Annotated in this window: 25 protein-coding genes; 4 read left to right on the forward strand and 21 right to left on the reverse strand. The window is 40.9% G+C overall.

The window, feature by feature from the left end:
- Positions 1–190 precede the first annotated feature (190 nt).
- From LI074_RS00670 to LI074_RS00710, 9 genes are all read right to left on the reverse strand, one after another.
- Positions 191–628, reverse strand: a complete 438-nt coding sequence (locus tag LI074_RS00670; RefSeq protein WP_008706382.1) for a PPC domain-containing DNA-binding protein — start codon at positions 626–628, stop codon at positions 191–193.
- A gap of 145 nt (positions 629–773) precedes the next feature.
- Complete coding sequence (locus tag LI074_RS00675) at positions 774–1,556, reverse strand: ZIP family metal transporter (RefSeq protein ID WP_019160679.1); 783 nt, start codon at positions 1,554–1,556, stop codon at positions 774–776.
- Positions 1,557–1,691: 135 nt separating this feature from the next.
- Entirely contained in the window at positions 1,692–2,090 is a 399-nt protein-coding gene (locus tag LI074_RS00680) for a CHY zinc finger protein (protein WP_008706377.1), read from the reverse strand.
- Positions 2,074–2,658 (reverse strand): biotin transporter BioY, encoded by a 585-nt coding sequence (locus LI074_RS00685; protein WP_008706376.1) that lies wholly within the window; start codon positions 2,656–2,658, stop codon positions 2,074–2,076. The genes LI074_RS00680 and LI074_RS00685 overlap by 17 nt, the downstream gene beginning before the upstream one ends.
- A gap of 96 nt (positions 2,659–2,754) precedes the next feature.
- Positions 2,755–4,239: a response regulator transcription factor gene (locus tag LI074_RS00690; protein WP_008706375.1), complete on the reverse strand. Its 1,485-nt coding sequence runs from the start codon at positions 4,237–4,239 to the stop codon at positions 2,755–2,757.
- 54 nt (positions 4,240–4,293) lie between these two features.
- Positions 4,294–6,114 (reverse strand): cache domain-containing sensor histidine kinase, encoded by a 1,821-nt coding sequence (locus LI074_RS00695; RefSeq protein ID WP_008706374.1) that lies wholly within the window; start codon positions 6,112–6,114, stop codon positions 4,294–4,296.
- 35 nt (positions 6,115–6,149) lie between these two features.
- The gene (locus LI074_RS00700; protein WP_008706373.1) at positions 6,150–6,989 is read right to left on the reverse strand and encodes a carbohydrate ABC transporter permease; all 840 of its coding nucleotides are present in this window, start codon (positions 6,987–6,989) and stop codon (positions 6,150–6,152) included.
- 19 nt (positions 6,990–7,008) lie between these two features.
- Positions 7,009–7,917: a carbohydrate ABC transporter permease gene (locus LI074_RS00705; protein ID WP_008706372.1), complete on the reverse strand. Its 909-nt coding sequence runs from the start codon at positions 7,915–7,917 to the stop codon at positions 7,009–7,011.
- A gap of 88 nt (positions 7,918–8,005) precedes the next feature.
- Complete coding sequence (locus LI074_RS00710) at positions 8,006–9,274, reverse strand: ABC transporter substrate-binding protein (protein WP_020993637.1); 1,269 nt, start codon at positions 9,272–9,274, stop codon at positions 8,006–8,008.
- 358 nt (positions 9,275–9,632) lie between these two features.
- On the opposite strand from LI074_RS00710, the gene LI074_RS00715 reads away from it, so the two are divergent.
- Entirely contained in the window at positions 9,633–10,802 is a 1,170-nt protein-coding gene (locus tag LI074_RS00715) for a Gfo/Idh/MocA family protein (protein WP_008706370.1), read from the forward strand.
- 71 nt (positions 10,803–10,873) lie between these two features.
- Here LI074_RS00715 and LI074_RS00720 read toward each other — a convergent pair whose 3' ends face one another.
- The 4 genes from LI074_RS00720 to LI074_RS00735 all read right to left on the reverse strand — a co-directional run bounded on the left by LI074_RS00720 (position 10,874) and on the right by LI074_RS00735 (position 13,342).
- Positions 10,874–11,521, reverse strand: coding sequence for a hypothetical protein (locus LI074_RS00720; protein ID WP_242832773.1), 648 nt, complete (start codon positions 11,519–11,521; stop codon positions 10,874–10,876).
- A gap of 281 nt (positions 11,522–11,802) precedes the next feature.
- Positions 11,803–12,294, reverse strand: a complete 492-nt coding sequence (locus LI074_RS00725; RefSeq protein WP_020993638.1) for a GNAT family N-acetyltransferase — start codon at positions 12,292–12,294, stop codon at positions 11,803–11,805.
- A gap of 114 nt (positions 12,295–12,408) precedes the next feature.
- On the reverse strand, positions 12,409–12,846 hold the full coding sequence (locus LI074_RS00730; RefSeq protein WP_008706366.1) for a PPC domain-containing DNA-binding protein: 438 nt from the start codon (positions 12,844–12,846) through the stop codon (positions 12,409–12,411).
- Positions 12,847–12,970: 124 nt separating this feature from the next.
- Positions 12,971–13,342, reverse strand: a complete 372-nt coding sequence (locus tag LI074_RS00735; RefSeq protein WP_008706364.1) for a hypothetical protein — start codon at positions 13,340–13,342, stop codon at positions 12,971–12,973.
- A 129-nt stretch (positions 13,343–13,471) separates the two neighbouring features.
- Between LI074_RS00735 and LI074_RS00740 the strand changes: the two genes are divergently transcribed.
- Entirely contained in the window at positions 13,472–13,849 is a 378-nt protein-coding gene (locus LI074_RS00740) for a response regulator (RefSeq protein ID WP_081018832.1), read from the forward strand.
- A gap of 61 nt (positions 13,850–13,910) precedes the next feature.
- Here LI074_RS00740 and LI074_RS00745 read toward each other — a convergent pair whose 3' ends face one another.
- The gene (locus LI074_RS00745; RefSeq protein ID WP_173697592.1) at positions 13,911–14,729 is read right to left on the reverse strand and encodes a TrmH family RNA methyltransferase; all 819 of its coding nucleotides are present in this window, start codon (positions 14,727–14,729) and stop codon (positions 13,911–13,913) included.
- 308 nt (positions 14,730–15,037) lie between these two features.
- On the opposite strand from LI074_RS00745, the gene LI074_RS00750 reads away from it, so the two are divergent.
- Complete coding sequence (locus LI074_RS00750) at positions 15,038–15,565, forward strand: methylated-DNA--[protein]-cysteine S-methyltransferase (protein WP_173697593.1); 528 nt, start codon at positions 15,038–15,040, stop codon at positions 15,563–15,565.
- A gap of 39 nt (positions 15,566–15,604) precedes the next feature.
- Here the strand turns inward: LI074_RS00750 and LI074_RS00755 are convergent, their stop codons facing one another.
- From LI074_RS00755 to LI074_RS00770, 4 genes are all read right to left on the reverse strand, one after another.
- A complete protein-coding gene (locus LI074_RS00755; RefSeq protein ID WP_173697594.1) occupies positions 15,605–16,906 on the reverse strand; it encodes an MATE family efflux transporter in 1,302 nt (433 codons plus the stop codon).
- A gap of 189 nt (positions 16,907–17,095) precedes the next feature.
- Complete coding sequence (locus LI074_RS00760; RefSeq protein WP_173697612.1) at positions 17,096–18,460, reverse strand: MFS transporter; 1,365 nt, start codon at positions 18,458–18,460, stop codon at positions 17,096–17,098.
- A gap of 113 nt (positions 18,461–18,573) precedes the next feature.
- Positions 18,574–19,602 carry a zinc-dependent alcohol dehydrogenase gene (locus LI074_RS00765; RefSeq protein WP_008706353.1) on the reverse strand — a complete coding sequence of 343 codons (1,029 nt, stop codon included), beginning with the start codon at positions 19,600–19,602 and terminating at the stop codon, positions 18,574–18,576.
- 341 nt (positions 19,603–19,943) lie between these two features.
- Positions 19,944–21,056 (reverse strand): ROK family transcriptional regulator, encoded by a 1,113-nt coding sequence (locus tag LI074_RS00770; RefSeq protein WP_173697595.1) that lies wholly within the window; start codon positions 21,054–21,056, stop codon positions 19,944–19,946.
- Positions 21,057–21,662: 606 nt separating this feature from the next.
- Here LI074_RS00770 and LI074_RS00775 point away from each other — a divergent pair.
- Complete coding sequence (locus LI074_RS00775; RefSeq protein WP_020993640.1) at positions 21,663–23,003, forward strand: MATE family efflux transporter; 1,341 nt, start codon at positions 21,663–21,665, stop codon at positions 23,001–23,003.
- 168 nt (positions 23,004–23,171) lie between these two features.
- Here the strand turns inward: LI074_RS00775 and LI074_RS00785 are convergent, their stop codons facing one another.
- The 3 genes from LI074_RS00785 to LI074_RS00795 all read right to left on the reverse strand — a co-directional run bounded on the left by LI074_RS00785 (position 23,172) and on the right by LI074_RS00795 (position 26,501).
- Complete coding sequence (locus LI074_RS00785; protein WP_173697596.1) at positions 23,172–23,354, reverse strand: hypothetical protein; 183 nt, start codon at positions 23,352–23,354, stop codon at positions 23,172–23,174.
- Positions 23,355–23,393: 39 nt separating this feature from the next.
- Positions 23,394–25,814, reverse strand: coding sequence for a glycoside hydrolase family 3 protein (locus LI074_RS00790; protein WP_173697597.1), 2,421 nt, complete (start codon positions 25,812–25,814; stop codon positions 23,394–23,396).
- Between the two features lie 72 nt (positions 25,815–25,886).
- Positions 25,887–26,501, reverse strand: a complete 615-nt coding sequence (locus LI074_RS00795) for an NUDIX hydrolase (RefSeq protein WP_008706341.1) — start codon at positions 26,499–26,501, stop codon at positions 25,887–25,889.
- Positions 26,502–26,523 lie beyond the last annotated feature (22 nt).

Raw genomic sequence — 26,523 nt, forward strand, 5'->3', positions numbered from 1 at the left:
ATACAGAACTTGTGTTAAAATCTGTACACTCTCAATGAACTGTTCCTTTTGCATTTTATCTTCTACCCATCCATTTACCTCTGATACCTGATAAAAATAAAACCTCCAAACTGAGTAATCTTATCTTACATCAGTTTGAAGGTTTGCACGAGAATTCCTTGCTCAATCAAAACAAATCGTTTTCTAAAGTTTAGTTAAAATCCCAGAATCCAGTCCCTGTTTCAGGATCATATTTGCGGTGGATAGTTCCGCCTGTTACCGGACGAAGTTCGATTTCTGCAGTATACAGTACAGTAATTGATTTCATATGACCTGCTGCCATGCAATGTCGTTCACCATCTTTATAAGAGAATACTGCATGAGTATGATGGTAACAGATATTATTTTCACCTGTGACCACGTTGCCGTTTAAAGATACCAACTCAAGCATTCCGGAAATACGCTGTTCTTCGAAGCTGCCTGTCTCTGGGATAAAGGTCTGGATTTCTGCATCCTTACATCCTCCGATCCCGGAAAAAGTGGCTGATCTGATGTTTTCTTTTTTGCATATTTCGAGGATTGTACTGATGATCTCGTCATCACGATCCATTCTTATGTAATAGCATTCGCCGAATTTTCTGTAGTCCATTTTTTATCTCCATTTAAGTTATTGCTTTTGAATAAATATTGCTTAACAGAAATATTATATTCCTGTTCCCTGCAGATAACAATCCCAAAAAATCTCTGGCAGGGATTGCTATAGTAATGAATATTTATAGTGTATTATTATCTGTTTATCCAAGAGCTACATCCAGAATCATCATCAGAGAGAATCCTACCGCAAAGAAAAGGGTTCCGATGTTGGAGTGTTCTCCGGCAGACATTTCAGGTATAAGCTCTTCTACCACTACATAGAGCATAGCTCCGGCAGCGAAGCTTAAAAGATATGGAAGTGCCGGGACAATGAGGCCGGCAGCCAGGATTGTGAGGACTGCACCGACAGGTTCTACGATTCCGGACAGGACTCCTCCTGCAAAGGCTTTGGTTTTTCCCATTCCCTCAGAACGCAGGGGCATAGAAATAATGGCTCCCTCGGGAAAGTTTTGAATGGCAATCCCGATAGAAAGAGCCATGGCTCCCATTATAGTGATCTGGGCGTGACCTGTTAAATAGCCTGCGTATACGACTCCTACTGCCATTCCCTCCGGAATATTATGCAGAGTTACTGCAAGAACCAGCATGGTAGTTCTCTGAAGTTTGCTCTTCGGACCTTCTGCCTTGTTACTGTTCTGGTGAAGATGCGGGATCATGTGATCCAGCAAGAGCAAAAAAAGCACCCCTATCCAAAATCCCACTGCTGCCGGTACAAATGAAAGCTTCCCCAGTCCGGAAGACTGTTCAATTGCCGGGATCAGCAGACTCCATATGGAAGCTGCAACCATAACTCCTGCTGCAAAACCGGTAAGTGCCCTTTGAATCTGTTCATTCAGATTCTTCTTCATGAAAAATACGCAGGCGGCTCCTGCAGAAGTTCCAAGAAAAGGAATCAAAATTCCATAAAATACATTTATATCCATCAATTTATTCCTCCTGTTTTTATTTGTATGCAAATAAAAGAAATAGGTTCTTGTTATTTGTTTAGTTAGTTTATTCTAACTTTAATCAGTATATCAGATTTTTTGACAAATAAAAAGAGAATACAAAATTTTTTGCTATTTTGTATTCTCTGTATTTGTACAACAGAAATAAATATTCTCATGTAAACTGCATTTTGGATTAAATCCTGCGTGGCAGTAAGGGCAGCTGCCTTTTTTGTATTCCTGAAGTGTAAGTTTCCTGCCACAGTTTCCGCATAAAACAGGATAAACTTCTTCCGGTGTTGTTGCAACAAATGAATGGTCTTCCAGTTCATCGTGGCAGGAATAGCATGCGTAATATTTCCTGCATTTCGCACAAAGCAATGCAGCTATGTCAAGCTGTGTGTGATAGTGTGTACACCGTCCTGCTTTATCAAGTCCGATTCCGTGAATCTTTATGTTTTCCTGCTTTACCAGATTGTCTTCCGGCAGGCTATTCTTTAACCTGTTACTTTTATCAGTGGTTTCCTGCATTGTTGATTCCTTTTCTGATGGGAATTGCGATCAGTACTGCAAGAACTGTGATCACAATATCCTTTGGAATAAATGCTGTTAAGGAGTATACTGCGATTGCCGGGATGCTCATGGAGCCTCCCACAAAGTGCCACTGCAGACCACCGATTGTCTCAACGATCAGAAGTCCGATCAGTGCGAATACGATTGAGATTGCAAGATTCTTTGTCTTGTTCTCTGTTTTCGGACGGATTCCGCAGAGCCAGGTCATGATTGGCCATGCCCAGATGTATCCTCCTGTAACTCCTACGATGCTGCTGATTCCGCCTGAGAAGTTAGCAAAGATTGGAAGACCGATGGCTCCTAACAGAACGTAAACCAGTGTTGCTGTAGTTCCAAGCCTGGAACCAAGTACTGCGCCTACAAGTGCTACACCAAATACCTGAATGGTGATCGGTACACCGGTAGGCATTGGCAGTGAAATCTGTGATATTACTGCAAGAACTGCTGCAAACATACCAACCAGTACCATTTCTCTGGTTGTAAATTTTCTCTCTGCAGCAGGGCTTTTTGCATATGACTGACTCATAATAAGACTCTCCTCTTTCCCTGTTGATGATTGGTTTTGACTTTCTTTTTATATCATAGGCGCGGAGAATTGTCAACTTATTTATCTGAATTCAGTTTACATTTGTTTCCGATAAGTATCCGGCGATACATCTGTATAGCGTTTAAACACTCTGGAGAAATAAGTGCTATTTTCGAATCCAAGAAGTTCTGAGACTTCATAGACCATTTTTCCATCCTGAAGCATTTGTCTGGCCAGTTCTATTTTTCGGAGGTTTACATATTCTATGAAATTATAACCGATTTCTTTTTTGAACATGGTGCTGAGATAAGCTGAGGAAACTCCTGTTTCAGCAGCTGCATCTGACAGATGGATTGGTTCCGTGATATGCGCTTCTATATATTTTACTACTTTCTGCAGGATTTCAGATCTACTGCATTTGTAGGCAATCCAGAATTTTTCCATAAAAATATCATTAAATTTCAGAAACCATTTTTCTATTTCCCTGAGGCTTTCCATCATCATGATTTTCTGATAATGACAATTATCACCATCCAACTCTATTTCTTCCAGTGCGCCGTCCAATGACTGTGCAACCAGGGAATAAATTCCCAAAATATCCATAAAATTTCTTCTCAGCACATTGATACTGACATAAGGCTCCTGTCGGATCAGTCCGAAGATTCCATACAGCTCCTGTTCAACTTTTTCTCTGTCAAAACTTCGAATCTTCTCTTTTAGGGAATCCAGATATCCATGCATTCCTCGTGGACTATGACCTTCTGTTTCAATCTTCTTCTGAAAAAACACCAGTTTCTCTTCTTTATCATAATAACTGAAAAGCTGTATCTGCTCGGCCATCGCAGCAGCCCGAACAAGATCCGCAGTTTTTTCCATGCAACCTTCAAAGATTCCCATGTACAGTTCTCTGCCTGTTTTCCGCTCTGCCCTTTTCTTTAATTCCATATAAACAGATCTTTCCGGTTTTTCTTTCAGCAGGAAATATCCATACTGATTTCCCTTCTGAATCTGCAGACCTTCCCTGAGTTCGGTTTCTGCCCATTTATGGATCATTTCCATAACCCCGGACAACTCTTCTGTATCTTTCGCCAGTATACAGATTAATGTCTGATAATTACAGGTACCTGCAAAAATATCTCTGCTGTCTCTCATAATCTCTTCATAACGGATCTCACGTATTCCCTGCATATGCACCTTATTTCTTTCTTCTGTTTCTCCCAGACACTTTTCCAGAATACTTTCCAGTTCATCAGAACTCAGATTCAGTTTTCGCAGATAATCATACGCCCCCAACTTCATTGCCTTCTTTACAACATCGAATTCTTCCTGGCAGCTTACCACGATTACTCTGGTTTGCATTTCTTCTTTCTTCAAAAATTCCAGAATTTCTAGCCCGCTGACTCTGGGGATATTCAGATCAAGAAGAATGATATCCGGACGGCTGTTCCGGATCATTTCCAATGCTTCTTCTCCATCTGTTGCATCCGGCAGCAGTTCCAGATCCAGTTTCTTCCAGTCTACAAGCTGACGCAGTCCAAGTCTTGCCAGAATTTCATCCTCTACGATCAATACCTTTTTCATAGAATGTTCTTCCCTTCATCCGGATAATAATTGCTATCTTTTTATCCTATTTTATCACCTTTCTTCTGATTCTGTAATTTTTTTTGGAAGACGAACCCATATTTCGAAACCATTTCTGACCTTTTCATTATAGATCAGTCCATAAGATTCGCCGTACAACAGCTTCAGTCTGGAATTTACATTGTAAAGCCCGATCCCCGTCACAGCTCTCTGGTTCTTCTCTCCCTTCAGAAGATCTTCAATCTTCTTTTTATCCGCAGAATTTCCATTATTGAATACAGATATGACAAAATCATTCTCATACTCTATTGCAGAGACTATAATCTGCCCTGCTGGCACACCTTTTACTCCGTGCAGAATCGCATTTTCTACAATCGGCTGCATGGTAAATGCAGGGATTTCATAATAGAATAGTTCTGTTGGAATTACATTATAATACTGAAACGAACTTCCAAACCGCATCTGCATGATATCTACATATGCTTTCAGAAGTGCCGTTTCCTGTCCCACAGTAGTCATGCCGTTTTTGTTACTGTAAACTGCATGCAAAATATCTCCCAGTGCTTCCAGTGCTTTCTCCGTGTTTTCATTCCCCCCTGCACGGTCCTGTCCTTCTTTTATGGCCATGATCCTTATGGAATTAACCGTGTTAAAGATAAAATGAGGGGAAATCTGCGACATGAGCATCTCATAATGGGCTTTTTCTTTTAATCTGCTCTCTCTTTCTACTTTTTCCAGAAGCTCTTCGATCTTTTTCCCAGCCTGGTTATAGCAGGATACAAATTTGCTCATCTCCTTGAAAGAACCTCTGGGTTCCTCCAGAACTGCCATTCCATTGGGAGCTTTTTCCAGAGTCTGTGCCACTTCAACCAGAGGTCTGGCGAGCCTTCTGGAAAAATATAACATAGTACAGACCGTGAATCCGATTACCAGCAATACCATTTCCAGAATATGCTGGAGAATCTTTCTGTTTTCCTTCAGGAAAATTTCCCGTGGCACAAGATAGACCAGTTTATTGGACGCATTTTCCAATTCACCTGCTATATAGTAGAAATCATCTTCCAGGTTACCGGTAATGATCTCCTTCTCAGAAATCTCTTTTACAGACTCCTGTTCTCCCAGCTCTTTCAGCTGTTTCTGATATTTCTCATTATATCCCATCAGTATATTATTGTTTCTGTCCAGGATATAAATGGCACCGCCTTCCTCTGTCACCTTGCTTGCTGCCAGTTTTCCCCAGATGTTCGTCTCAGACAGGCGGATCAGCATAACTCCCAGATTTTTGCCGGAATAATCCAGGATCTCACGTCCCATATAGAGATATTTCTGTACGTTGTCATATATGGTCATTTCCTGAAAAATTTCCCCGATGCCGGTACTGTAGGTCGTCTTTCTTCCATTCTTCAGAACCTCCTGATACCACTGTTCTTTCTCATAATCTGTCTCTGTCCTGCTTAATGCGTAGGAACCAATCACATATCCTGTTTTCGTAAGAATGGCTACTTTTCCGTTAACGGCATTTAAGACGGAGCTCTCTACATTCGAAATATCATTGGAAAGTTCTCTTTTCGCCTGATAAATCTCGTAGGAATCCCCGTCTTGTTCTAAAGTCCGCAGGTTCTTCAGCGTATTTTTGTTTGTCATCAGCATACTGGTGGCATAATTTGTCACCTCGATCATCTGATCCGCATTGTCTCTGATCTGGGACAGCAGATTTGTTTCATTGTTAATCTTATTTTCCGTGGTAACCTTCTGAAGATAGAAATTCAGAAGCATCAAAGCCAGGCACAGCGGCAGCACCACAAAAAATCCCATATAAAATGTGAGCTGCCTCCTTATGCTCTGGTTACCCGGATTTTTACGTTTGAAACCCATACGCAAATTTCCTCTTTCTACATCTGATCTGTGTTTTATCCTTTCACTGCACCGGCAGAAAGTCCTTGTACCAGATTCTTCTGTACCAGTGCAAAGAAGATCAGGATCGGTATCAGGCTGATCACCACCGCTGACATCAGCAGTCCCCAGTCTACAGAATACTGTCCTATGAAATCCTGCATACCGACCTGAATGGTTTTCTTTGAAGTTGTATTAATAAAAATAGACGCATACATATATTCATCCCAAGATGTCATGAAACAGAACAGGGCCGTGACAAAAAGTCCCGGTTTGGCCACATGGATGATCACATGAAAGAATGATGTCAACCTACTGCATCCGTCGATCCTGGCAGCTTCCTCCAGCTCCCATGGGATGGAAATAAAAAATGCACAGGTATTCCATATGGCAAAAGGCAGGGTAAAGGAGCAGTACATCAGAATCAGTCCTGTATAACTGTCAATCAGGTTCAACTGTTTCATAATAATATAGTAAGGAATACACAACAGGATTCCCGGAAACATTCTTGTCATAAGAACCGCCATCTTGATCTTCCCGGCACCTGCGATTTTATATCTGGTAAGTCCATATGCTGCCATTACTGATAATATCATACAGATCAGTGTTGTGACCAGTGTAATAAAAATACTGTTCATAAAATATCTTACGAAATTCGACTGAAACAGTACATGTCTGAAATTGTCAAATGTGATATGCGTCGGTATGATCTGGGATGGGTCATAAATCTGTTCTTTTGTTTTCAGGGCAGTCAGCACCACGTAGATAAACGGAGTCACTGCAAGGAAAACCATGACTATTGTAAACACATAGGCGATCACATGCCTTATGGCTTCATTTCGTTGTTTTGCAAGCATATATTTTCCTCCTCCCTATTCATTCTTTCTCACTTACCATCTTCAGATAAACTCCGGAAAAAACAGCCATGAATACAAACAATACCACGGATGCAGCTGCTGCAGTTCCGAAATTATGGTCAATAAATGCTCTTCTGTATGCATAGGTGTAAATGATCTCTGTGCTGTACAGCGGTCCACCTTTGGTCATCAGCCAGATGGTGTTAAAACAGGACACAATACCGATCAGGTTCAAAATGGTTGAAATAGCCAGAGGCTCTTTAATGATCGGAAGTGTGATTTTCCAAAAACACTGCCAACGACTGGCACCATCTATTTCCGCACTCTCATACACATCCCCGGAAATTCCCTGCAGTGCAGCCAGAATAAAGATCATCTGAAAAGGAATTCCCTTCCAGATTGCTACCAGAACCACACACCAGAACGCTGATCCCACATTTCCAAGCCAGGACACAGATTCTGTAATCATTCCCAGTTTCACTGCCAGGATATTAATGATACCTACATTTGCATTGTATAAAAAAGTAAAGGTCATGGCTGCTATGGCGTGAGGAACTGCCCATGGAACCAGGATCAAGGTTCTGTATACGGATCTTCCTTTCAGCTTTTGGTTCAGTGCAAGCGCAAGAAGCATGGCTGCCACAAGCTGCACTACAAGGTTTATCACTGTCCACTTTACTGTATTTCCAATAGACTGTATGAACACTTTATCTTTAAAAATATCAATATAATTCTGCAAACCTGCAAAAGTATTAAATGCAGGATCATTGGGGCGTACAAGGTTATAATTTAAGAAACTCAGATAAATACCTCTGAAAAGAGGATACACGGAAAGCGCCAGAATCGCAATCACTGCAGGTGCCATCAGAAGATATCCCGGAAGATTTTTTCTCAGCTCCAGACCTTCTTTTCTACATATTTTGGACATGATCTTCCTCCCTTCTCAACGAAGAAGCGCTGCCGACATTTCACGCCAGCGCCTCTGTTATTATTTCATGTTTGTTTCCCGGATATTTTTACTGATAATTAGATGCAATGTTTTCATTGAGCTTCTGGGTAAGAGAAGTCAGCGCATCTTCAGCTGATGACTGTCCGTAGTCTACTTCCAGGATGGCATTGGTGATCAGTTCATCGATGGATTTCTCATTGATAACAGCAGGTCTTGCTTCTGTATACGGAAATTCCTCTGTAAAGACTTTCAGTTTGTCATTTCCTTCCAGTGCTTTGTCATAGTCGAAGTCTTTACGTGCTGAAATCTTTCCTTCTACGCCAAGAAGAGAATCTCCTTTTTCTGAATTCAGATACTGAATCAGGTCATAAGCAAGTTCCGGATTTTTGCAGTTGGTATTAATATTCCAGGTCCATCCTCCCAGTACAGTTGCTTCTGTTTTTCCTTTTACCATCGGAGCAATGCCGTAATCCAAATCCGGATTAATATTTTCTACTCCGCTGGAGCACCAGTCTCCGCCCAACAGGAAGGTTGCTTCTCCATTTGCAAAACTTTCATATACTTTGTCCCATGTAGTTGCTTCTTTAAAAGACTCTACCAAACCGCCTTTGGAGATCAGATCACAAATATAATTCCATGCCTCTTTTCCCTCCTTATTGTCGATCACTACCTGCGGGATATCTCCACTTGTATCAATGACTGGGCATTCATTCTGATAGAAAAATGAATAAAAAGCATATGCACTCTGATAAGTAATAATACCGCCATATCCGGCTTCTTTTGCTTTATCTACTGCATCAGAAAGTTCTTCCCATGTTGTAGGAACATCGATTCCCAGTTCCTCCAGACGTTCTTTATTATAATAGAGACCCGTACAGTCCATATACCATGGCACGGAATAATATTTACCCTCAAATTTGCCGGAATTGAGTGGTCCTTCCTGATACTGCGCAGTAAGCTCATCGGCTGTGGTAATATCTTCCAGTGGATACAGAAGTCCCATTGCTGCAAGGTCAATGGCATGTCCGGAATTGTCCATCATTACAATGTCTGCTCCGCCTCCTGCCAGAGCTGCTGTCTGGAAAGATTCCTTAATATCCTGCTGGGAAGCTCCCTGCAATGTGATCTCCACCCCTGGATTCTCTTCTTCATATTGTTTGATCACTTTCGTAAGCTCTTCCCCTTTTGCTCCTGTCTCATCGATCCAGTCATTTACCATCAGAAGTGTCAATTCTCCTTCTTTCTGATCTGAAGTATCGGATGCAGCCCACACACCTGTCTGTGCGCCCAAAACCATAGCCCCTGCCAACATAACAGCTAATGCTCTTTTCTTCATTATATAGTTCCTCCTTCTCATCTTCTCATCTTCTCTCTTATATCTCTGTATTTCTGATCTGCTTTCCAATCGATTGTTCTGCTATGCACTTATTAAAACATGAAATCCCTGATTTTTGAATAACGATATTATTCTTTCTTTTTCCATCTTTTCTAAAAAAAGTAGAGCTTTCCGGAACTGGTATTATTTTTATCTTTTTGGGGTCAAACATCTAAATTATCTTTATTCTCATTTCTCTTCTCATCACGTATAATCACAAGCATAAAAGACAGATGCAGGATTCCTGACATCCTGTGGATTTTATTCCTAACTAACTTTTTACTATTTTTTCTACTATTTTTAAGGAGGGTTTTCCATCATGAAAAAACTGAATGTTGCTTTAGTAGGCTTAAGCTTCGGGCTTGAATTCGTTGCTATCTACTGTAAACATCCTGATATTGATAAGGTGTATATCGTAGATAAAAATGAGAAACTTCTGAATATTGCAAAAGAACGATACAGCATTCCTGATGAACGCTGTTTCACAGATCTGCAGGATGTACTGGATATTCCTGAAATTGATGCAGTTCATCTTGTAACACCGCCAGCAACACATGCTCCGTTTTCTGTACGCGTCTTAAATGCAGGTAAACATTGTGGCTGTACAATTCCTATGGGAATGAGCATCCAGGAATTAAATGACATCATTGCAGCCCGCAAGGCCTCCGGCAAAAATTATATGTTTATGGAAACAACGATTTTCCAGAGAGAGTTCCTCTATATCCAGGAGCTTTATAAGAAGGGCGAACTTGGACGCCTCCAGTACATGACCTGTGCACATTACCAGGATATGGAAGGATGGCCGGAATACTGGGAAGGCTTCCCGCCACTGATGCATCCGACACATGCAGTTGCTCCTTGTCTGATGCTCGCAGGCCATCTTCCAGACAAGGTTTACGCAAGAGGTTCCGGAAAAATCCGCAAAGAACTGGCTGACAAATACGGCTGCCCGTTTGCATTCGAATCCGCATTTATTTCTCTTCAGGATAGCGATGTAACTATTGAAATGGAACGTTTCCTCTACGGTGTAGCCAGAAGCTATTCCGAATGCTTCCGAGTATACGGTGAAAACGAGAGCTTCGAATGGCAGCAGCTTGCTGATGAAGATCCTGTTCTCTTTACCCGTACAGGAGAACTGGAGAAAGTGGACATTCTGGATGAAGACAGCGAAAAATCCAGTCGTGGATCAGAGATTGTGGAAAAAAGAATCCAGATCCCGGATTATGCACACCTTCTTCCGAAGGAAATCGCATCCTTCACCACCAACACAGTATATAACAATGAGAACACCCATCTCTCCTTTACCCAGGGTGGGGGTCACGGTGGTTCCCATCCACACCTTGTACATGAATTCATTCGTTCCATTCTGGAAGAACGTAAACCTGCTATTGACGACATCATGGGTGCTTACTGGACAGGTACAGGAATCTGTGCGCACGAATCCGCTATGAAGGGTGGAGAAGTTATTACAATTCCTCGTTTCGAATAACCTATATCATTTAACTTTATATCATAAATATACCAAAGGAGCTGTCTTGAAATAGACAGCCCCTTTTTTCTTTATCTTCTATTATTAATAACCTCTTTCGCCATATCTGCAAGTTCTCCGGCAGATAATTTTCCATCTATTTGCAGCAAATCATACTGGATGTCATCTTTATTCCAGTTAACGCTTTGAACCTGACTGACATCAATCTGAGAAGCGCTGTCATCGTAACTGAATACAAGTTTTCCACTGGCCTGGTCTTTTTTATCCTGTTCTGTCAATTCATAATCATCCGATACCACTTTATTTATATAATGTACATAATACAGATTTGTTCCATTTACAGTGGCAATAATATCACCTGACGGAATAAGTTTTGAGTTAAATTTCTGCTGTTCAAACGATACAACATCTCCATTCTTCTGATAATCAAAGGACACAGATTTAAACTTCTCAATTACATTTGCATTGTCGTCCTTAAAACTGTTTTTTATAATATTGCCCTTTTTGAAGCAGTACCCGTTCTCAAAAGTATCAATCAATACCGTTCTATACCCAATATCCTTTGTAACCTGTTCTAACGTTGGAAGAGATGTATAATCAGCACGTGATGCAGATGAACCTGTCCACATTGAAATCTTTCCTGTTGCTGCCACAGCAGTAACTCCAATTGTAAGTGTTGCAGCTATCAACAAAGGTAATATTTTCTTTTTTAATCTCATAGTCGTTTGCTTCATCTATTGAATTTTTTCTCTGTTCCTGAGACGTTGCAAAAGCTCTGCTTCATCTGTCATATCAATCCTACTTTCTTTTTAATACTTTCAAAAATTAAAAGCCTTTAACCTTTACATTCTTATATATCCTGTTAAAGAGCAAAAAGTTTCATTTTTAACAAAAAAGAGTATATAGAACTCGTGTTAAATTCTGTACACTCTCAATAAACTGTTCCTTTTCCATATCCTGAAAACGGCTTCAAAACTTTTCTACAGTATATTTTTACTCTCTACAGCACATAATAATGCGGAATAATATCTTCATAATGTCCATCCGGCATTCTAAATCCCTGGGGAATTACGCCAAGTCTGGTAAAACCGATTCTTTCATATAAATGTAATGCATGGGTGTTATTTGCAACCACTGCATTGAACTGCATAACACGAAAGCCTTTTTCCTTTGCCTGTGCAAGGCAGTCAAGAACCAGTTTCTCGCCAATGTGTTCACCACGGAAATCTCTTCTTACTGTATAGCTGGCATTACAGATATGTCCGCATCTTCCTACATTGTTCGGGTGCAGGATATAGAGACCGACAATTTCATTGTTGTCAGTGTTTACTGCGATTCCTGTATAGGTCTGCTCTTTGAAAAAAGCATCTCCTGTTTCTTCTGTCAGGTTTTCTTCCTGTGGGAATGCTACACCATCCTCTACCACCTGATTCCATATTGTAATAGCTGCTGTTACGTCTTCTGTCTGATATTCTCTGATTACAATACCCATTCTTCTGTCCTCCATTTTCCATATCATACCGTCAACGATCAGTTTTCTGTTTCTTTACACACATCCGCCCACTGCTTAGTACTTTTCGCACTTGAAACATGGGACTTACTTGATTCAATTAAAATCCCAGAATCCAGTCCCTGTTTCAGGATCATATTTGCGGCGGATAGTTCCGCCTGTTACCGGATGAAGTTCGGTTTCTGCAGTATACAGTACAGTAATTGATTTCATATGACCTGCTGCCATGCAATGTCGTTCACCATCTTTATAAGAAAATACTGCATGGGTATGATGGTAACAGGTATTATTTTCATCTGTGACCACGTTACCGTTTAAAGATACCAACTCAAGCATTCCGGAAATGCGCTGTTCTTCGAAGCTGCCTGTCTCTGGGATAAAGGTCTGAATTTCTGCATCCTTGCATCCTCCGATCCCTGAAAAAGTGGCTGATCTGATATTTTCTTTTTTACATATTTCGAGGATTGTACTGATGATCTCATCATTACAATCCATTCTTATGTAATAGCATTCGCCGAATTTTCTGTAATCCATTTTTTATCTCCATTTAAGTTATTACTTTCGGATAAATATTGCTTAACAGAAATATTATATTCCTGTTTCCTGTTGATGACAATCCCTATCATTCTATTTCTGTCATTTAAAGGAGTGTGCAATTTTAACATCTTCCACAGTTCCTGCACGGGTTGCATCCGGCTTTTTTTATATGCGGATACCATTCATGGATTTCCGGTAATGGATCGCTTTTTTTCCATTCTTTTACACTATAGTGATCTGTAAAAAGCACTTTTTCCCCAATATATTCTATTTCCAGTGGATAAATTGTAATTTTATCAGGATTCATGCAGCTTTGACAGATTCTCGGGGACAATAACTGATTTCCAAATAACACTGCCTGATCCATAGTAATAATCTGCATATGGTTTTCGCTGATATATTCTATTTTCTGTTCTGCTGCACATGTATATGCTGAGGGAATTTTCACTTTGTTGATCGTAAATATCCCCACAGGAGTTTCTGCCGTTTTCATTGTTCTTTCACCTCTTATATTCCCTATGGTAAAAACCTGATGATAAAATGTCAAACACAATTTGAGAAAATATTTGCAACACTCTTTATTGACGCATATGTCTGATGGGAGATATAATCTATAACAGAAATTTTACAGGGAAACAACAAAGATGAAGCAGGATATGAACAAATTGCAGAAACTCTGTTGAGTGATGAAGGTGCGAATCTGACAGTTGTAGAAAATGGATTACAGGCAGTCAGAATGTTTCAGGAGAAACCGGAAGGTTATTTTGACGCAATTCTGATGGATATCATAATGCCTGTGATAGATGGGCTTACTGCAACCAACTCAATCCGTTCATTGAATCATCCGGATGCTAAAAAAATCCCGATTATTGCCATGACAGCAAATGCATTCAAAAAAGATAAAGAAAAGTGCCTGGCAGCTGGGATGAACGCTCACCTGCCAAAGCCCATAGAAATCGAAAATGTAAAAAAAGTTTTATGCGAACAGATAAAACCATAATTTATAACCAAAGAACTCGCTTTTTCCAAAGACATTTTTCGTTTCCTCCTAAATTATATCCTTACCTGTGTCCCAGCTCCCAGAATGCCACTGCACTTGCTGCTGCCACATTCAATGAATCTACTCCGTGGGACATTGGTATCTTTACTGTATAATCGCAGTCTGCGATGGTCTGTGATGCAAGGCCGTCACCTTCAGTTCCGAGAATGACTGCCATTTTTTCTTCTGAACGGAGTGCTTTGTCATCAATTCCTACAGAATCATCACGCAGAGCCATTGCAGCTGTTTTGAATCCCAGATTTTGCAGAAGCTGCATTCCATCCTGTGGCCATATGGTTTTTTTAGCAAAATATGTCCAGGGAATCTGGAATACGGTTCCCATGCTTACTCTGGCTGCCCGTCGATAAAGCGGATCGCTGCATCCGCCGGTCAGAAGTACTGCATCCATATGGAGAGCTGCTGCTGACCGGAAAATAGCTCCGATGTTTGTAGGATTTACAACATTTTCAAGAACTGCTATGCGGCTGGCATTTCTGCAGATTTCCTCTACAGATGGCAGTGGATTTCTGCGCATTGCGCAGAGCATTCCGCGAGTAAGAGCAAATCCGGTCAACTTGACCAACAGTTCATATTCCGCAGTATAGACCGGCACATCCGGATATTGTTTCAGGATTTCCTGTGCCTCTCCTTCCAGATCTTTATGCTCCACCAGAAAAGAGATTGGCTGATATCCTGCATTCAGGGCTCGTTCAATTACTTTCGGACTCTCCGCAATGAAAATTCCCGGTTCCGGTTCATAATATCGTAAAAGCTGCACTTCAGATGTTCTGGCATATACATCCAGTTCCGGCGCAGCGAAATCCTTTATTTCGTTAAACATAAAAATAAAACCTCCAAACTGAGTAATCTTATCTTACATCAGATTTGAGGTTTGCACAAGAATTCCTTTCTCACTCGAAGCAGATGATGTTACTGTTCACTCCGTTCTCAGCAACACGCTTCGCGGGATTGTTACCAATGAACAGTAACCAAATGATTTCCCTGATTTATAACAATGCCAAGACAGACTAGCTGAGATTTTATTGCTTTTCATATGAGAAAATTTTATAATGAATTGTAACTATAGCATTTCATAAAAAGCTAAGTACTCTTTACTGTCATTTATTTTTCTGTTGAGGGTGAAATATTATGATTTACAAAACTTATTATCTGTCTCCATTTGGAAGAATGCTGCTGGCTGCTGATGATATGGGGCTTGTGGGAGCCTGGTTTGAGGGACAGAAGTATTTTGGAGAATTTCCAGGACACATGGATTTTTCTTTTGAAGAAAAGGAAAACCATATTTTAAAAGATGCTCTGCGTTGGTTGGATATTTATTTCAGCGGGCAAAAGCCAGATTTCCTGCCGAAGCTTCATCTGATCGGAACAGATTTTCAGAGAGAAGTGTGGGATATTTTACTGGAGATTCCTTATGGTCAGACAGTTACTTACAGCGAGATTGCCCGCAAAATAGCTGATAAACGTGGGCTGAAAACCATGTCTGCCCAGGCAGTTGGCGGTGCAGTTGGACATAACCGGGTTTCTGTGATCGTCCCCTGCCACAGAGTTATAGGTTTAGATGGAAGCCTTACCGGTTATGCCGGAGGGATTGAGCGGAAAATCAGGCTGCTTAATATTGAACAGCCTGATCTTATCCGGACAATTCCTAAATTTTAACTATAGCAATTCCCGCTCTCTACTTTACTTGCTATAAATTCAGACAACTGCCATTCTTTTTCTTCTGTCTTTATATGCCAGAAACAGAATCGTCAGAAATGTGACCGTCTCCGCTGCAAGAAGAGAGATCCAGATTCCATTTAATCCAAATAATTTCGCAAGTATAACTGCGCAGATAACAATAGCAACAATTCCTCTCAGGAATGATCCGACAATCGCGATTTTCGGTTCATCTACTGCTGAGAAATATGCCACCAGTACAATATTGATTCCTGCCACTATAAATCCAAGGAAATACAGACGCAGTCCTGTATGTGCATAATTCAACAACTGAACATTGTTTTCACTGTTGAAAATGCTGATCAGCGTGTCGGTTGAAGTCCAGATGATCAATTGGATCAGTGCTTCTACAGCAAAACATACGAGCAGGCTCCATTTCAGAAGTTTTTTTACCTGAGTGGGCTGGCCTTTTCCGTAGCTTTCACTGATCAGGGGCTGTGCTCCCTGGGCCAGACCGTTAAAAATTGCAAATGCCACGATAGAAAGGTTTGCCACAACTCCATAGGCTGCTACACCCATATTTCCCGCGATTCCCAGGATCAGAAAGTTAAATACAATGGCGATCACACCGGAAGACAGTTCACCGACGAATGCGGAAACTCCTAGCTGACAGCAGGAAATCAGATGTCTGAATGACGGTTTTTTCCAATGGAATCCTACATGGTTTCTGCTGCTTCTGTAGTGTATGGTACAGACGCTCATTGTTACGATCGGACAGATTGCAGTAGCCAGTCCGGCTCCGGAAAATCCCAGACCGACCGGGAACATGAATATATAATCAAATATAATGTTAAAGATACTTCCACTGATGGAACCGATCATTGCAATAGAAGGCGCTCCATCATTTCTGGCAAATGCAGTAAATGTATAATTTGACATGAAGAATGGTGTTGCGATCAGAATAATTCTCACATAGTTTCGTCCAAGTCCGATCAGTCCGGCATCTGCACCCAACAAAGCCAATGCTTTGTCCGGAATAAAGATTCCGATCAGCATAAATGGAACTGCAGCCAGTATGCTCCAGGTTACTGACTGTACAAAATAATGTTCTGTATTTTTTCCTTTTGCCCTGCTTATGGCATACCTGGTAGCGGAACCAATCCCGATCATAGCCCCAATCGCATAGATCAGTCCATAAACCGGCAGGATCAAATTGAGAACTGCCAGTCCGTCAGCACCGGAATATACAGATATAAAGAAAGTATCTGCCAGAACATAAACGGAAATCCCGATCATTCCGGCAACACTCTGGGTTACATATCTGGTGAATCTTTTCAGCATAATACTCCGCTCCTTCGTTATATTGTCAGCATTGTCTTTCTTTCATCTGCAGACTTATCTCACCATTATACCCATATAAAACAAAAATGCAACCACAAAAACTCCAGACATAAAAATCTCCTTAAGCAGATTTTTTAATGCTGTTCAAGGAGACTCTGTTGATATTCGCAATTCACTTCACGACACTCTTTATTTTACCCGATTTTTTTTCAGGTCTTCTACAATTTCATTGTAACGTTTTTTATTCAGGCGATAGAAAAACAGTACAATTGCTGTCACTATCCATAAAACTCCCGGAATTGTAGTAAAGGAATGTCTCATAATACTGAGGACAGCCGGATTCTGTACCTGATTTGCCACATATCCATATTTTCCAAGAAGTGCTGCAAGTAGCGCAGTTCCTATTGCCATGCCAATTTTATTTCCCAGTGACACAAATGCATATTGAAAACCATCATTCCTTAAGCCCGTTTTCCACTCTCCGTATTCTACGCAGTCGGGAATGATCGCATAGATTGCAGTGTTAAATCCAGAAAAAAAGAATTGTGTAATTCCTGCAAGTGTATAGAACGCTGCCGGTGTTTCTTTTACATTGAAGAAGAACATACAGAGCATGGAAATTCCGGTAAAAAGGGCAAAAATAGATGCAGTTCTTCCTTTATTATTCAATTTTCGGAATACCGGCTGGAAACATGCAGCACCGATAATGGATGGAATGATAATACACATGGAATATGTAGTATAGTAGGATGCATTTCCCTCTACATAAGTGAAATAGTATAAAACATCTGCATTTCTTCCATAAAGTGTAAATCCGAATAACACCTGTCCGATTAATGCCAGAATATATGGGCGGTTCTGCATCACTGCTCTTAACTGCACTTTTATGGATATTTTGTCTTTTTCCGGCATAATCACCTGCTCTTTTGTTTTTGCGAAACAGAAGAAATGACAGGCTGCAAAAATACATCCGTATATGATTGCTACCAGTAGGTATCCGATTTTAGCACTTTGACTGCCAAGTTTTCCAATCAGTGGAACTGTAATGATATTGATAATTCCAATTGCAACCATTGCAGATACTGAACGTGATGTATTAATCTTTGCACGTTCATCGATATCCTGTGTCATTGCTCCACAAAGGGTGCCATACGGGATATTTACACAAGTATATCCAAGTACCAGCAGACAGTATGTAATTACCATATAGATAACCTTTGATCTGTCCGACCAATCCGGATGTGCCCAGAATGTCATAATCAGAAGCACGGCCGTGATCGGAGCTGCAATGAGAAGCCATGGACGATAACGTCCCCATTTTGTTTTGGTTTTATCTGTCAGTCCACCCACGATCGGATCATTGATCGCATCCCAAAATCTCGAAAACAGCATCAGGGCAGAGACTGCTGCCATACTAATTCCAAATACGTCTGTGTAAAAAATCATGAGAAAATTACTGACGAACATCCAGCTGAAATTACATCCTACATCGCCAAATCCATATGCGATTTTACTGATCAACGGAACTTTTGCATTTTCGTTTTTACTCTCCATAATTCCTCCTGCCTGCTGCCATCTTCCGTCTTTCCGTTTACTCATGTCTTCTCTACAGCAGTCTTTTTTATTATATCTTTGTCTTACATAATACTTATGATCAGCAGGGTATTTTATTTTTCCTGCACATTGATAATCACTTTCATTGTAGTCTCACGGTTATCGTCAATGTACTGGTATGCTTTCAGATAATCTTTAAATGCAAACGTCTTAGAGATCAGCGGTCTTAAATGCACTTTTCCTTCATTCACCAGTCTGATTCCGTCTACATAATCATCATGTCTGTACATCATTGTGCTCTTGATATCAAGCTCATGATCATTTGCAACTGCCAGATCGATCTCAGCCATTCCTGCAAAAACTGCAACCAGCACAATCACGCTTCCTTTTCTTGCATATTTGATCGCCTGTCCCATTGTAATGTTATTTCCTGCACAATCATAGATAACATCTGCCTTATCCGGTCCAAAGGCTTCTACCATTGCTTCCCCAAAATTTTTATTTCTTGTGTTGACACATACGTCAATTCCACACTCTTTTGCTTTTTCCAGACGGAGATCACTGACATCTGTGATCATAACTTTAGCTGCTCCCATCCCTTTTGCAGACTGCGCTACCAGATTTCCGATCGGACCGGCTCCTATCACCACAATATTCATTCCTGTTACATCGCCCATCTGTTTAACACCATGAACAGCTACTGCCAGAGGCTCAATCATTGCGCCCTCTTCATATGACATATCTTCCGGTATCGGTGTTACTTTTGATGCATCAACTGCAAAATATTCGGATGCAGTTCCTGTTGTCTGGAATCCCATTACTTTCAGCTCTTCGCAGAGATTGTATTTTCCGTGACGGCATGGATAACAATGTCCACAATATACCTGTGGCTCAATTGTTACTTTCTGTCCCACATGAAATTCTGTTACTGCATCACCTGTTTTTACCACTTCTCCTGATACTTCATGTCCCTGGGTTACCGGATATTTTGTAAAAGGATGTTTTCCGTGATATACATGGATATCAGAACCACAGATACCAATATTCATAATCTTAACCAAAACCTGGTTGTCTTTAATCTCTGGTACGGGAACCTCTCTGAAAATAATTTCTCCTGGATTTGTCATAACCTGCTGTAACATAATATTTTCCTCCTTATTTGTTGAATGTACTTTGAACCTCTAGTTGTTTATTAACTTTTATTAAATGTTTTATTAAAGTAATTACATTATTATTCAAATATATAACTTTGTCAATAAATATTTAATAATATTTCTCATTTCTACCAGTTGCACAAAGTATAGATTTTATTTTTATGCAGATGTTACTATAACACTCCTCATAATTATCTGCTGAATTCCCGCACAACAACAAAATACCCTGATCACAACCTTTCTTTGTTGTAATCAGGGTATTTTTATATCCAGATATTTGTTTACTATGGTATATCAGCAGATCATCAGTGATTCAATAATGCCATCGGCTATATCTTTCCGATAAAATCCTGCAGGAAATGCTTTGCTGCACCTACAGCTGATGCTTCTTTCTTATAAGAACAGTTTTTCAGATATCTCAGATCATGATCAAATCCATTATACTTCATTACTTTTTCCCCAAGAGGTATCATATAATCTGAGAGATATCCACCCATTTCACCTCCAAGAATGATATCCATATCATATGCCATGCGCAGATTTGAAATCAGAACTGCAAGATAATCAAGATACTCTTCCCATTTTTTCTCTGCCTTTTCATCATTGTTTTGAAGCAGCTGCATAAACTGTTCCACAGAATCCTTTGACTCACCAACAAGTGCGCCTGCAGCGCAATAAGCATCTGCACAACCTGATTTTCCACAATAACACTTGCGGCCCTGAGGTACAAGTATCATATGTCCAAATTCTCCGGCCTTCTGATTTTCTCCGGAAAACAAATTTCCCCCTATGCAAAATGCACCGCCAAGAGTCTGATTCAACGAAAGGTAAATTGCATTCTGATAGATGTTCATATCTTCTGCCATCATTGCCGCATTGGCATCATTTGAAAAATAAACCGGGACAGAAAATGCCTGTTCCAGGAAACTGAGACTATAGTTTTCAAGTTTCAGTGCGTGGGATTTTATCACCAGTTTCTGCTCCTGATTAATGATTCCCGGAATAGAGATTCCAACACCCAGAAGCTTTTCTTTCTGTTCTACATCATTCATATGATCCAGAAATTTTGCCGCAAAATCTGCCACCTGACTGCAATATGACATATCAGGTACAAATTTCAGACGGATCCGCTCTGATTTTACAATCTCATACTTCAGATTTACCAGCACCATTCCCAGATGATTTGCAGTAATCACAATTCCCATTGCATAACGATAGGATGGATTGATTCCAATACTTTTAGCCTTTCTTCCTCCTGTGGATTCATATTCTCCAGTTTCTATTATGATACCTTTTTCCAATAAATCTTTTACATTAGACAGAACTGTTGGCATACTCAGATTCAGTTCTTTGGATATTTCCACTTTTGATGTGGATTCTCTATTTATAATATAATTTACGATTTTTGATTTCGTAGCAAATTTCTTTTCCAGTCCGCTCATTCTGTTTCTACCTTCTTTTATTAATGTATTTATAAAAGAATGATACCTGTTATTGTCATATTTGTAAATAGCCATTGTCTCTGCAGAATATGTTGCTTTTTGCAATTGAGGCAGGGGACTTAACTTATTCAGCTGATTCAGTTAATATATCTACAATAACAGAGTTACTGTTCGCTCCGTTCTCAGTAACACGCTTCGCGATGCACAGAATTTATGCTAATCGCATAAATTCGCGCTGTATGTCTCGGGATTTTGGCATGTTCATGCCAAAACACCTCGCGGGATAGTGGCGTGTGAACAGTAACATAACAGATAAATTTATATCATTCTGATGAAATATTATATTTCATTTTTCACGTTAATGATATAAAATTATCGTAACTGTTCAGTACCTTCACAGTTACGAGCCAAAATGCATTAAAAATCACTTGCGGTGATGGCATTTTGGCTTGTATGTCTCGGGATTTTGGTACTTACGTGCCAAAACACCTCGCGGGATAGCAGACTACTGAATAGTTACAAATTATTAATGTAAATATCAGGGCATATTCGAATAATCATTTCTAAACTTTTTCAAATATGCTCAGGAAAGGAACTTTTATACTAATGAAAACCAAGATTCAGGATATGACCTCCGGTTCACCGGGACGGTTGATCATTCTTTTCGCAATTCCCCTGATGCTGGGAAATATCTGTCAGCAGCTTTATACAATGGTGGATACCATGGTTGTTGGCCAGGTTGCAGGTGTGGAGGCTCTTGCCGCACTGGGTGCTGTTGACTTTCTGATGTGGGTTGTCACAGGAATATCCACAGGACTCACTCAGGGATTTTCTATTCAACTCTCCCAGTATTATGGGGCAAAGGATTTCGAAAATCTGCGTAAATCTCTGGCTCACAGTTACCGGCTGACCGCATTCATCGCAGCCGGAGTATTGATTCTCAGCCAGTCATTTGCCTCGCTGGTATTAACAGGGCTGCATACACCTTCCAATATTATCGGAATGTCCCTGTTATATCTGCGCATCATTTTCTGTGGAATCCCCGCCACAGCAGCCTATAATATGTTTGCCTCTGCCCTAAGGGCTATGGGAAACAGTAAAACACCGCTGACCGCAATGATCATCGCATCTGTGCTGAATGTCTCACTGGACATCCTTTTTGTGGCAGGCTTCGGATGGGGTGTGGCAGGAGCAGCAATCGCAACTGTGATCGCACAGAGCTTCTCCGCTGTTTACTGTTTCCTGATTTTACGCAGAATTGATATCGTTCATCTGACCAGAGCAGATTTTATGCCTGCCTCCGGCATGAATGCCCGCCTGATGAAGCTTGGTATTCCTGTTGTATTTCAGAATATCATCATCGGTGTGGGCGGTCTGGTAGTCCAGTATGTGATCAATGGCTACGGTTTCCTTTTTGTGGCAGGATTTACAGCTACAAACAAGCTTTATGGTCTGCTGGAAATGGCTGCTATTTCCTATGGATATGCCATCGTTACCTATGTGGGTCAGAATCTGGGAGCCAGAAAGATTGACAGGATCAGAAAAGGCGTCCGCAGCAGTATGCTGCTTTCCCTGCTTACCTCACTGATCATTTCTGCTGCCATGTTTTTATTTGGAAAAAATATTCTCTCACTTTTCATCTCAGGTGAACCGCAACAGACACAGCAGGTACTTGCAATTGCTTTTAAATACCTCTCTATTATGGCTGCCATGCTCTGGGTTTTGTACTTCCTGTACGTGTACAGATCTGCACTTCAGGGGCTGGGAGATACCTTAATGCCTATGGTAAGTGGTATGGCTGAATTTGTCATGCGTATCAGTGCTGCACTGATCCTTCCCCATTTTATCGGACAGGACGGTATTTTCTTTGCAGAGATCGCAGCATGGAGCGGAGCCACTGTGATCTTATGCATCAGCTATTATGTACGGATGCATAAATATCATTAAAACAAAACAGGCACATAGTCCCGGATATCCAGTATATGTGCCTGTGAAGCGTGTAAAATTATGTAAGATTCTTAATCCATTTATATTTCTTATAATGTTTATAGACCACCGGCAGTTTAATGATCTCGTCCAGATTGAGTACAAAGTAGACAACCATAACCGGCAGTTTCAGGATAAATGCGCAGATGCATCCCAGAGGAACAGTGATACGGCTGACATGGCATCCTGGCTTAACTTTCCCAGCATGATCGCATCACATGCTCCGACCAGGGCTGTCATGAACTGCTGAAGTGCGATCGGAAGTGCCAGCCTGACTATTTCTTTTCGTAAACTTCGTTTACGCTCATCCATTATCTTTTTTGCTCCTGTTTAAAATATTAGTGATACTCATCAGTCAATTTTCAGAATCATATTCAGGATTCTTCTTGCGCTGAGACGGATCTCTCCTTCGGTAATAAAGCCTTTTTCGTATGCTTCTTTTATGCGTTCCGGATATCCTGCTGCCATCTTGATATCGTTTCCTGCTTTTGTCTCACGGTAGTGTTCTCCAAATGTCCACCAGTCTGTTGTAACCAGTCCGTCGAATCCCCATTCATCCCGGAGAATACCTGTCAGGAGTTCTTTGTTCTCTGAAGCGTGGATGCCGTTGATCAGGTTATAGGAGGACATAATTGTATATGGATGAGCCTCTTTTACAATGATCTCAAACTGTTTCAGATAAATCTCACGGAGTGCTCTCTCTGATACTCTGGAATCAGAATCCTTACGGTTTGTCTCCTTATTATTGGCTGCAAAATGCTTCACACTTGCTCCGATATGCTGAGACTGGATGCCTCTTACCATAGCTGCACCTGTCTTTCCTGCAAGGTACGGATCTTCAGAATAATACTCAAAGTTACGGCCACAGAGCGGGCTTCTGTGAATGTTGCAGGCAGGAGTAAGCCAGATACTGATATTATTTTCTTTTACTTCTTCCGCTCCTGCTTTACCAACTTTCTCTACCAGTTCTTCATCCCAGGTGCTGGCAAGAAGTGTGGCACATGGCCAGGCAGTTGTGTTCACTCCGCATTTCGGAAGAATACGAAGTCCGGCTGGTCCGTCTGCAGTCATCACATTCGGGACTCCGTATTCCGGAAGATTTCCCATTCCAAATGTATTGGCACATCCTGTGTTTGGCTGTCCGCCAAGGAGATTGATACAGTCATCCAATGTCAGGACATCCATAAACTCATCCAATGTCATTTTACCATCTGCTACATCAGAGAAGCGAACTCCCTTGGAATCAAGAAAATCAAGAAAGTCTATTCCTTTTTGTCCTCTTGTATCAGGGCATGGAAGACCGATGGCATATTTATCCTGTCTCGGAAGTCCTTCTTCTTCCACATATTCACGCTGTGGAAGTTCCTCATAAGAACCGTCCGCAAGCATACGTTTCTGAAGATGATATGGTGCTGCCTTCCGGCTTAACTGCTCAGTTACTGTATCTTCTTTTACTACATATGTAAAGTCAATCTTCGCTGCATCTCTTACGTTTGTACCAATATAGATTGCATATTCTCCTGCTTCCAGAACATATGCAGACTTGCATACTTTGCCCAGATCATCGTAAGACGCCATCTGATTTACAGGAAGTTTCAGGGTAAGAATCTGTCGTTCACCCGGCTGAAGAATGCTGGTCTTTTTGAATGCTCCCAGCACTTTCGCAGGCTTTCCGAGTTTACCCTGTGGTGCTCCGTAATAGAGCTGGATAACTTCTTTTCCCGCTTTTTTTCCGGTATTGGTTACTTCAGTAAGAACTGTGATCACACCGTTTTCTTCGGAAGCACCAGTCACCTTCCAGTCAAAATCTGTGTAGGAAAGTCCAAATCCAAACGGATAATTTACTCTCTTTGCTGCACCCGGAATTGTCTCAAAGTAACGGTATCCTACATAAATATCTTCTGTGTAATCCACATAGAATGCAGACTCATGGAAGTTTGCTGTGGATGGATAATCTTCCAGATCTTTTGCATAAGTATCGGATAATTTACCGGATGGATTAACATCACCACAAAGTATATCTGCTGTTGCAAGACCACCTTCCATACCGCCCTGCCATGCCATCAGTACTGACTGGATCTCATCACAGTCTCTGAACCATTTCGTGTCCACGATACCGCCAACATTCATCACTACGATTACATGTGGGAATGCTTTCTTTACTTTCTCTACCATGGCATTCTCTGCATTTGTCAGGCAGAAATCACCGTTTTCAAAAATCTTCGCTGACAACTCGGAGTTTCTTTTTTCCTCTCCGTCAAGAACGTATCCATCCTGTGCTGCTTCACATTTTCTGTCCCATCCTTCGCCTGAAAAACGGCAAATGGTAATTACTGCAGTATCTGTATATTCTCGCGCTTCATTCAGAAGTTCATCCGGAAGCTCCGGCTCAACTGTCATACCTGGTACTGCACCATCTGCGTATTGTTTCTGAATATCTTTTTCATAATATTTCGCAAGTTTATCGAAAACTTCTACTTTTCCCTCATCCTCTTTAATCTTCATGCCCTCATAAAGATTACGGATATATTCTACAGTTACATCGCCACTTCCTCCGCCGCCTTTTACGTAGTCTACAGTACCCTTACCAAAGAGTGCGACTTTCGTCCCTCTCCGAATCGGAAGTGCATTTTTCTCATTTTTCAGAAGGACCATTCCCTCTCCTGCTGCCATTCTGGAAAGTGCAATGTGTTCTTTACTTCCTGTAACTCTCCGTCCATCTTCTCCCAGCGGAAGCACAGGCTGGAAGAAGCTTCTCTGCCATTTTGCCATTATCTTAATTCTCCTTTAATTCTCCTTAGTCAAGCAGATAAAATCATCCGCTTCGCTACTTGCTTGATTTGGTTAAAGTTCTTCCTTCAAAAATGCAAAAGGTTCTTCATCCTGAAGGAAATGCATAAGCTGATATGCACACATGATCGCTACATTTTCTTCACGCAGAATCCTCTTTACTTCTTCTCTGTCAGCAAGTACAACTTCAATTTCCTCTGTGTCTTCCTGTGCATCTTTACTGATTTCACCTTCCGCATATCCATAAACAGTTGCGCAGGATTCATCTGTCATGCCAACCGTTGTGAAATAAGGTTTCTCAAATGCAGGATCTACTTTCAGAGGTGTGAATTTCAGTCCTGTTTCCTCGTACATTTCTCTTACTGCACCCTCATGGAATTCTTCGTTCGATTCTACCAGACCTGCCGGGAATTCGTAGATATATCCGCCAATTGCGTATCTGTACTGACGTACTAATACAACTCTGTCTCTCTTTTCCCCATAAAGACTGTAAATGATCACGCCATCCGGAGTGTTTTTACCTGTTTTTATCTTTAATTCGTTAATACTCTTCGCACGGGATGCCACGAAATATGACACAGGAGTGTTGTGAATGCTTGTTGCATTTAAATGGTACAAATTTAAAAATTTACAATCTGTCAGTTTTTCAATATTGTGTATCTGTCCCATAATGGATACTTCCTTTCGCTTT

The organism is Blautia sp. MSK18_10 (genome assembly GCF_020553185.1).
GTDB lineage: Bacteria > Bacillota > Clostridia > Lachnospirales > Lachnospiraceae > Blautia_A > Blautia_A wexlerae.

What these genes read in the sequence shown, in the direction of transcription:
- LI074_RS00670 (WP_008706382.1), bottom strand. Translation starts at nt 628, where the DNA reads ATGGACTACAGAAAATTCGGCGAATGCTATTACATAAGAATGGATCGT.
- LI074_RS00675 (WP_019160679.1), bottom strand. Translation starts at nt 1,556, where the DNA reads ATGGATATAAATGTATTTTATGGAATTTTGATTCCTTTTCTTGGAACT.
- LI074_RS00680 (WP_008706377.1), bottom strand. Translation starts at nt 2,090, where the DNA reads ATGCAGGAAACCACTGATAAAAGTAACAGGTTAAAGAATAGCCTGCCG.
- LI074_RS00685 (WP_008706376.1), bottom strand. Translation starts at nt 2,658, where the DNA reads ATGAGTCAGTCATATGCAAAAAGCCCTGCTGCAGAGAGAAAATTTACA.
- LI074_RS00690 (WP_008706375.1), bottom strand. Translation starts at nt 4,239, where the DNA reads ATGAAAAAGGTATTGATCGTAGAGGATGAAATTCTGGCAAGACTTGGA.
- LI074_RS00695 (WP_008706374.1), bottom strand. Translation starts at nt 6,114, where the DNA reads ATGGGTTTCAAACGTAAAAATCCGGGTAACCAGAGCATAAGGAGGCAG.
- LI074_RS00700 (WP_008706373.1), bottom strand. Translation starts at nt 6,989, where the DNA reads ATGCTTGCAAAACAACGAAATGAAGCCATAAGGCATGTGATCGCCTAT.
- LI074_RS00705 (WP_008706372.1), bottom strand. Translation starts at nt 7,917, where the DNA reads ATGTCCAAAATATGTAGAAAAGAAGGTCTGGAGCTGAGAAAAAATCTT.
- LI074_RS00710 (WP_020993637.1), bottom strand. Translation starts at nt 9,274, where the DNA reads ATGAAGAAAAGAGCATTAGCTGTTATGTTGGCAGGGGCTATGGTTTTG.
- LI074_RS00715 (WP_008706370.1), top strand. Translation starts at nt 9,633, where the DNA reads ATGAAAAAACTGAATGTTGCTTTAGTAGGCTTAAGCTTCGGGCTTGAA.
- LI074_RS00720 (WP_242832773.1), bottom strand. Translation starts at nt 11,521, where the DNA reads ATGAGATTAAAAAAGAAAATATTACCTTTGTTGATAGCTGCAACACTT.
- LI074_RS00725 (WP_020993638.1), bottom strand. Translation starts at nt 12,294, where the DNA reads ATGGGTATTGTAATCAGAGAATATCAGACAGAAGACGTAACAGCAGCT.
- LI074_RS00730 (WP_008706366.1), bottom strand. Translation starts at nt 12,846, where the DNA reads ATGGATTACAGAAAATTCGGCGAATGCTATTACATAAGAATGGATTGT.
- LI074_RS00735 (WP_008706364.1), bottom strand. Translation starts at nt 13,342, where the DNA reads ATGAAAACGGCAGAAACTCCTGTGGGGATATTTACGATCAACAAAGTG.
- LI074_RS00745 (WP_173697592.1), bottom strand. Translation starts at nt 14,729, where the DNA reads ATGTTTAACGAAATAAAGGATTTCGCTGCGCCGGAACTGGATGTATAT.
- LI074_RS00750 (WP_173697593.1), top strand. Translation starts at nt 15,038, where the DNA reads ATGATTTACAAAACTTATTATCTGTCTCCATTTGGAAGAATGCTGCTG.
- LI074_RS00755 (WP_173697594.1), bottom strand. Translation starts at nt 16,906, where the DNA reads ATGCTGAAAAGATTCACCAGATATGTAACCCAGAGTGTTGCCGGAATG.
- LI074_RS00760 (WP_173697612.1), bottom strand. Translation starts at nt 18,460, where the DNA reads ATGGAGAGTAAAAACGAAAATGCAAAAGTTCCGTTGATCAGTAAAATC.
- LI074_RS00765 (WP_008706353.1), bottom strand. Translation starts at nt 19,602, where the DNA reads ATGTTACAGCAGGTTATGACAAATCCAGGAGAAATTATTTTCAGAGAG.
- LI074_RS00770 (WP_173697595.1), bottom strand. Translation starts at nt 21,056, where the DNA reads ATGAGCGGACTGGAAAAGAAATTTGCTACGAAATCAAAAATCGTAAAT.
- LI074_RS00775 (WP_020993640.1), top strand. Translation starts at nt 21,663, where the DNA reads ATGAAAACCAAGATTCAGGATATGACCTCCGGTTCACCGGGACGGTTG.
- LI074_RS00785 (WP_173697596.1), bottom strand. Translation starts at nt 23,354, where the DNA reads ATGGATGAGCGTAAACGAAGTTTACGAAAAGAAATAGTCAGGCTGGCA.
- LI074_RS00790 (WP_173697597.1), bottom strand. Translation starts at nt 25,814, where the DNA reads ATGGCAAAATGGCAGAGAAGCTTCTTCCAGCCTGTGCTTCCGCTGGGA.
- LI074_RS00795 (WP_008706341.1), bottom strand. Translation starts at nt 26,501, where the DNA reads ATGGGACAGATACACAATATTGAAAAACTGACAGATTGTAAATTTTTA.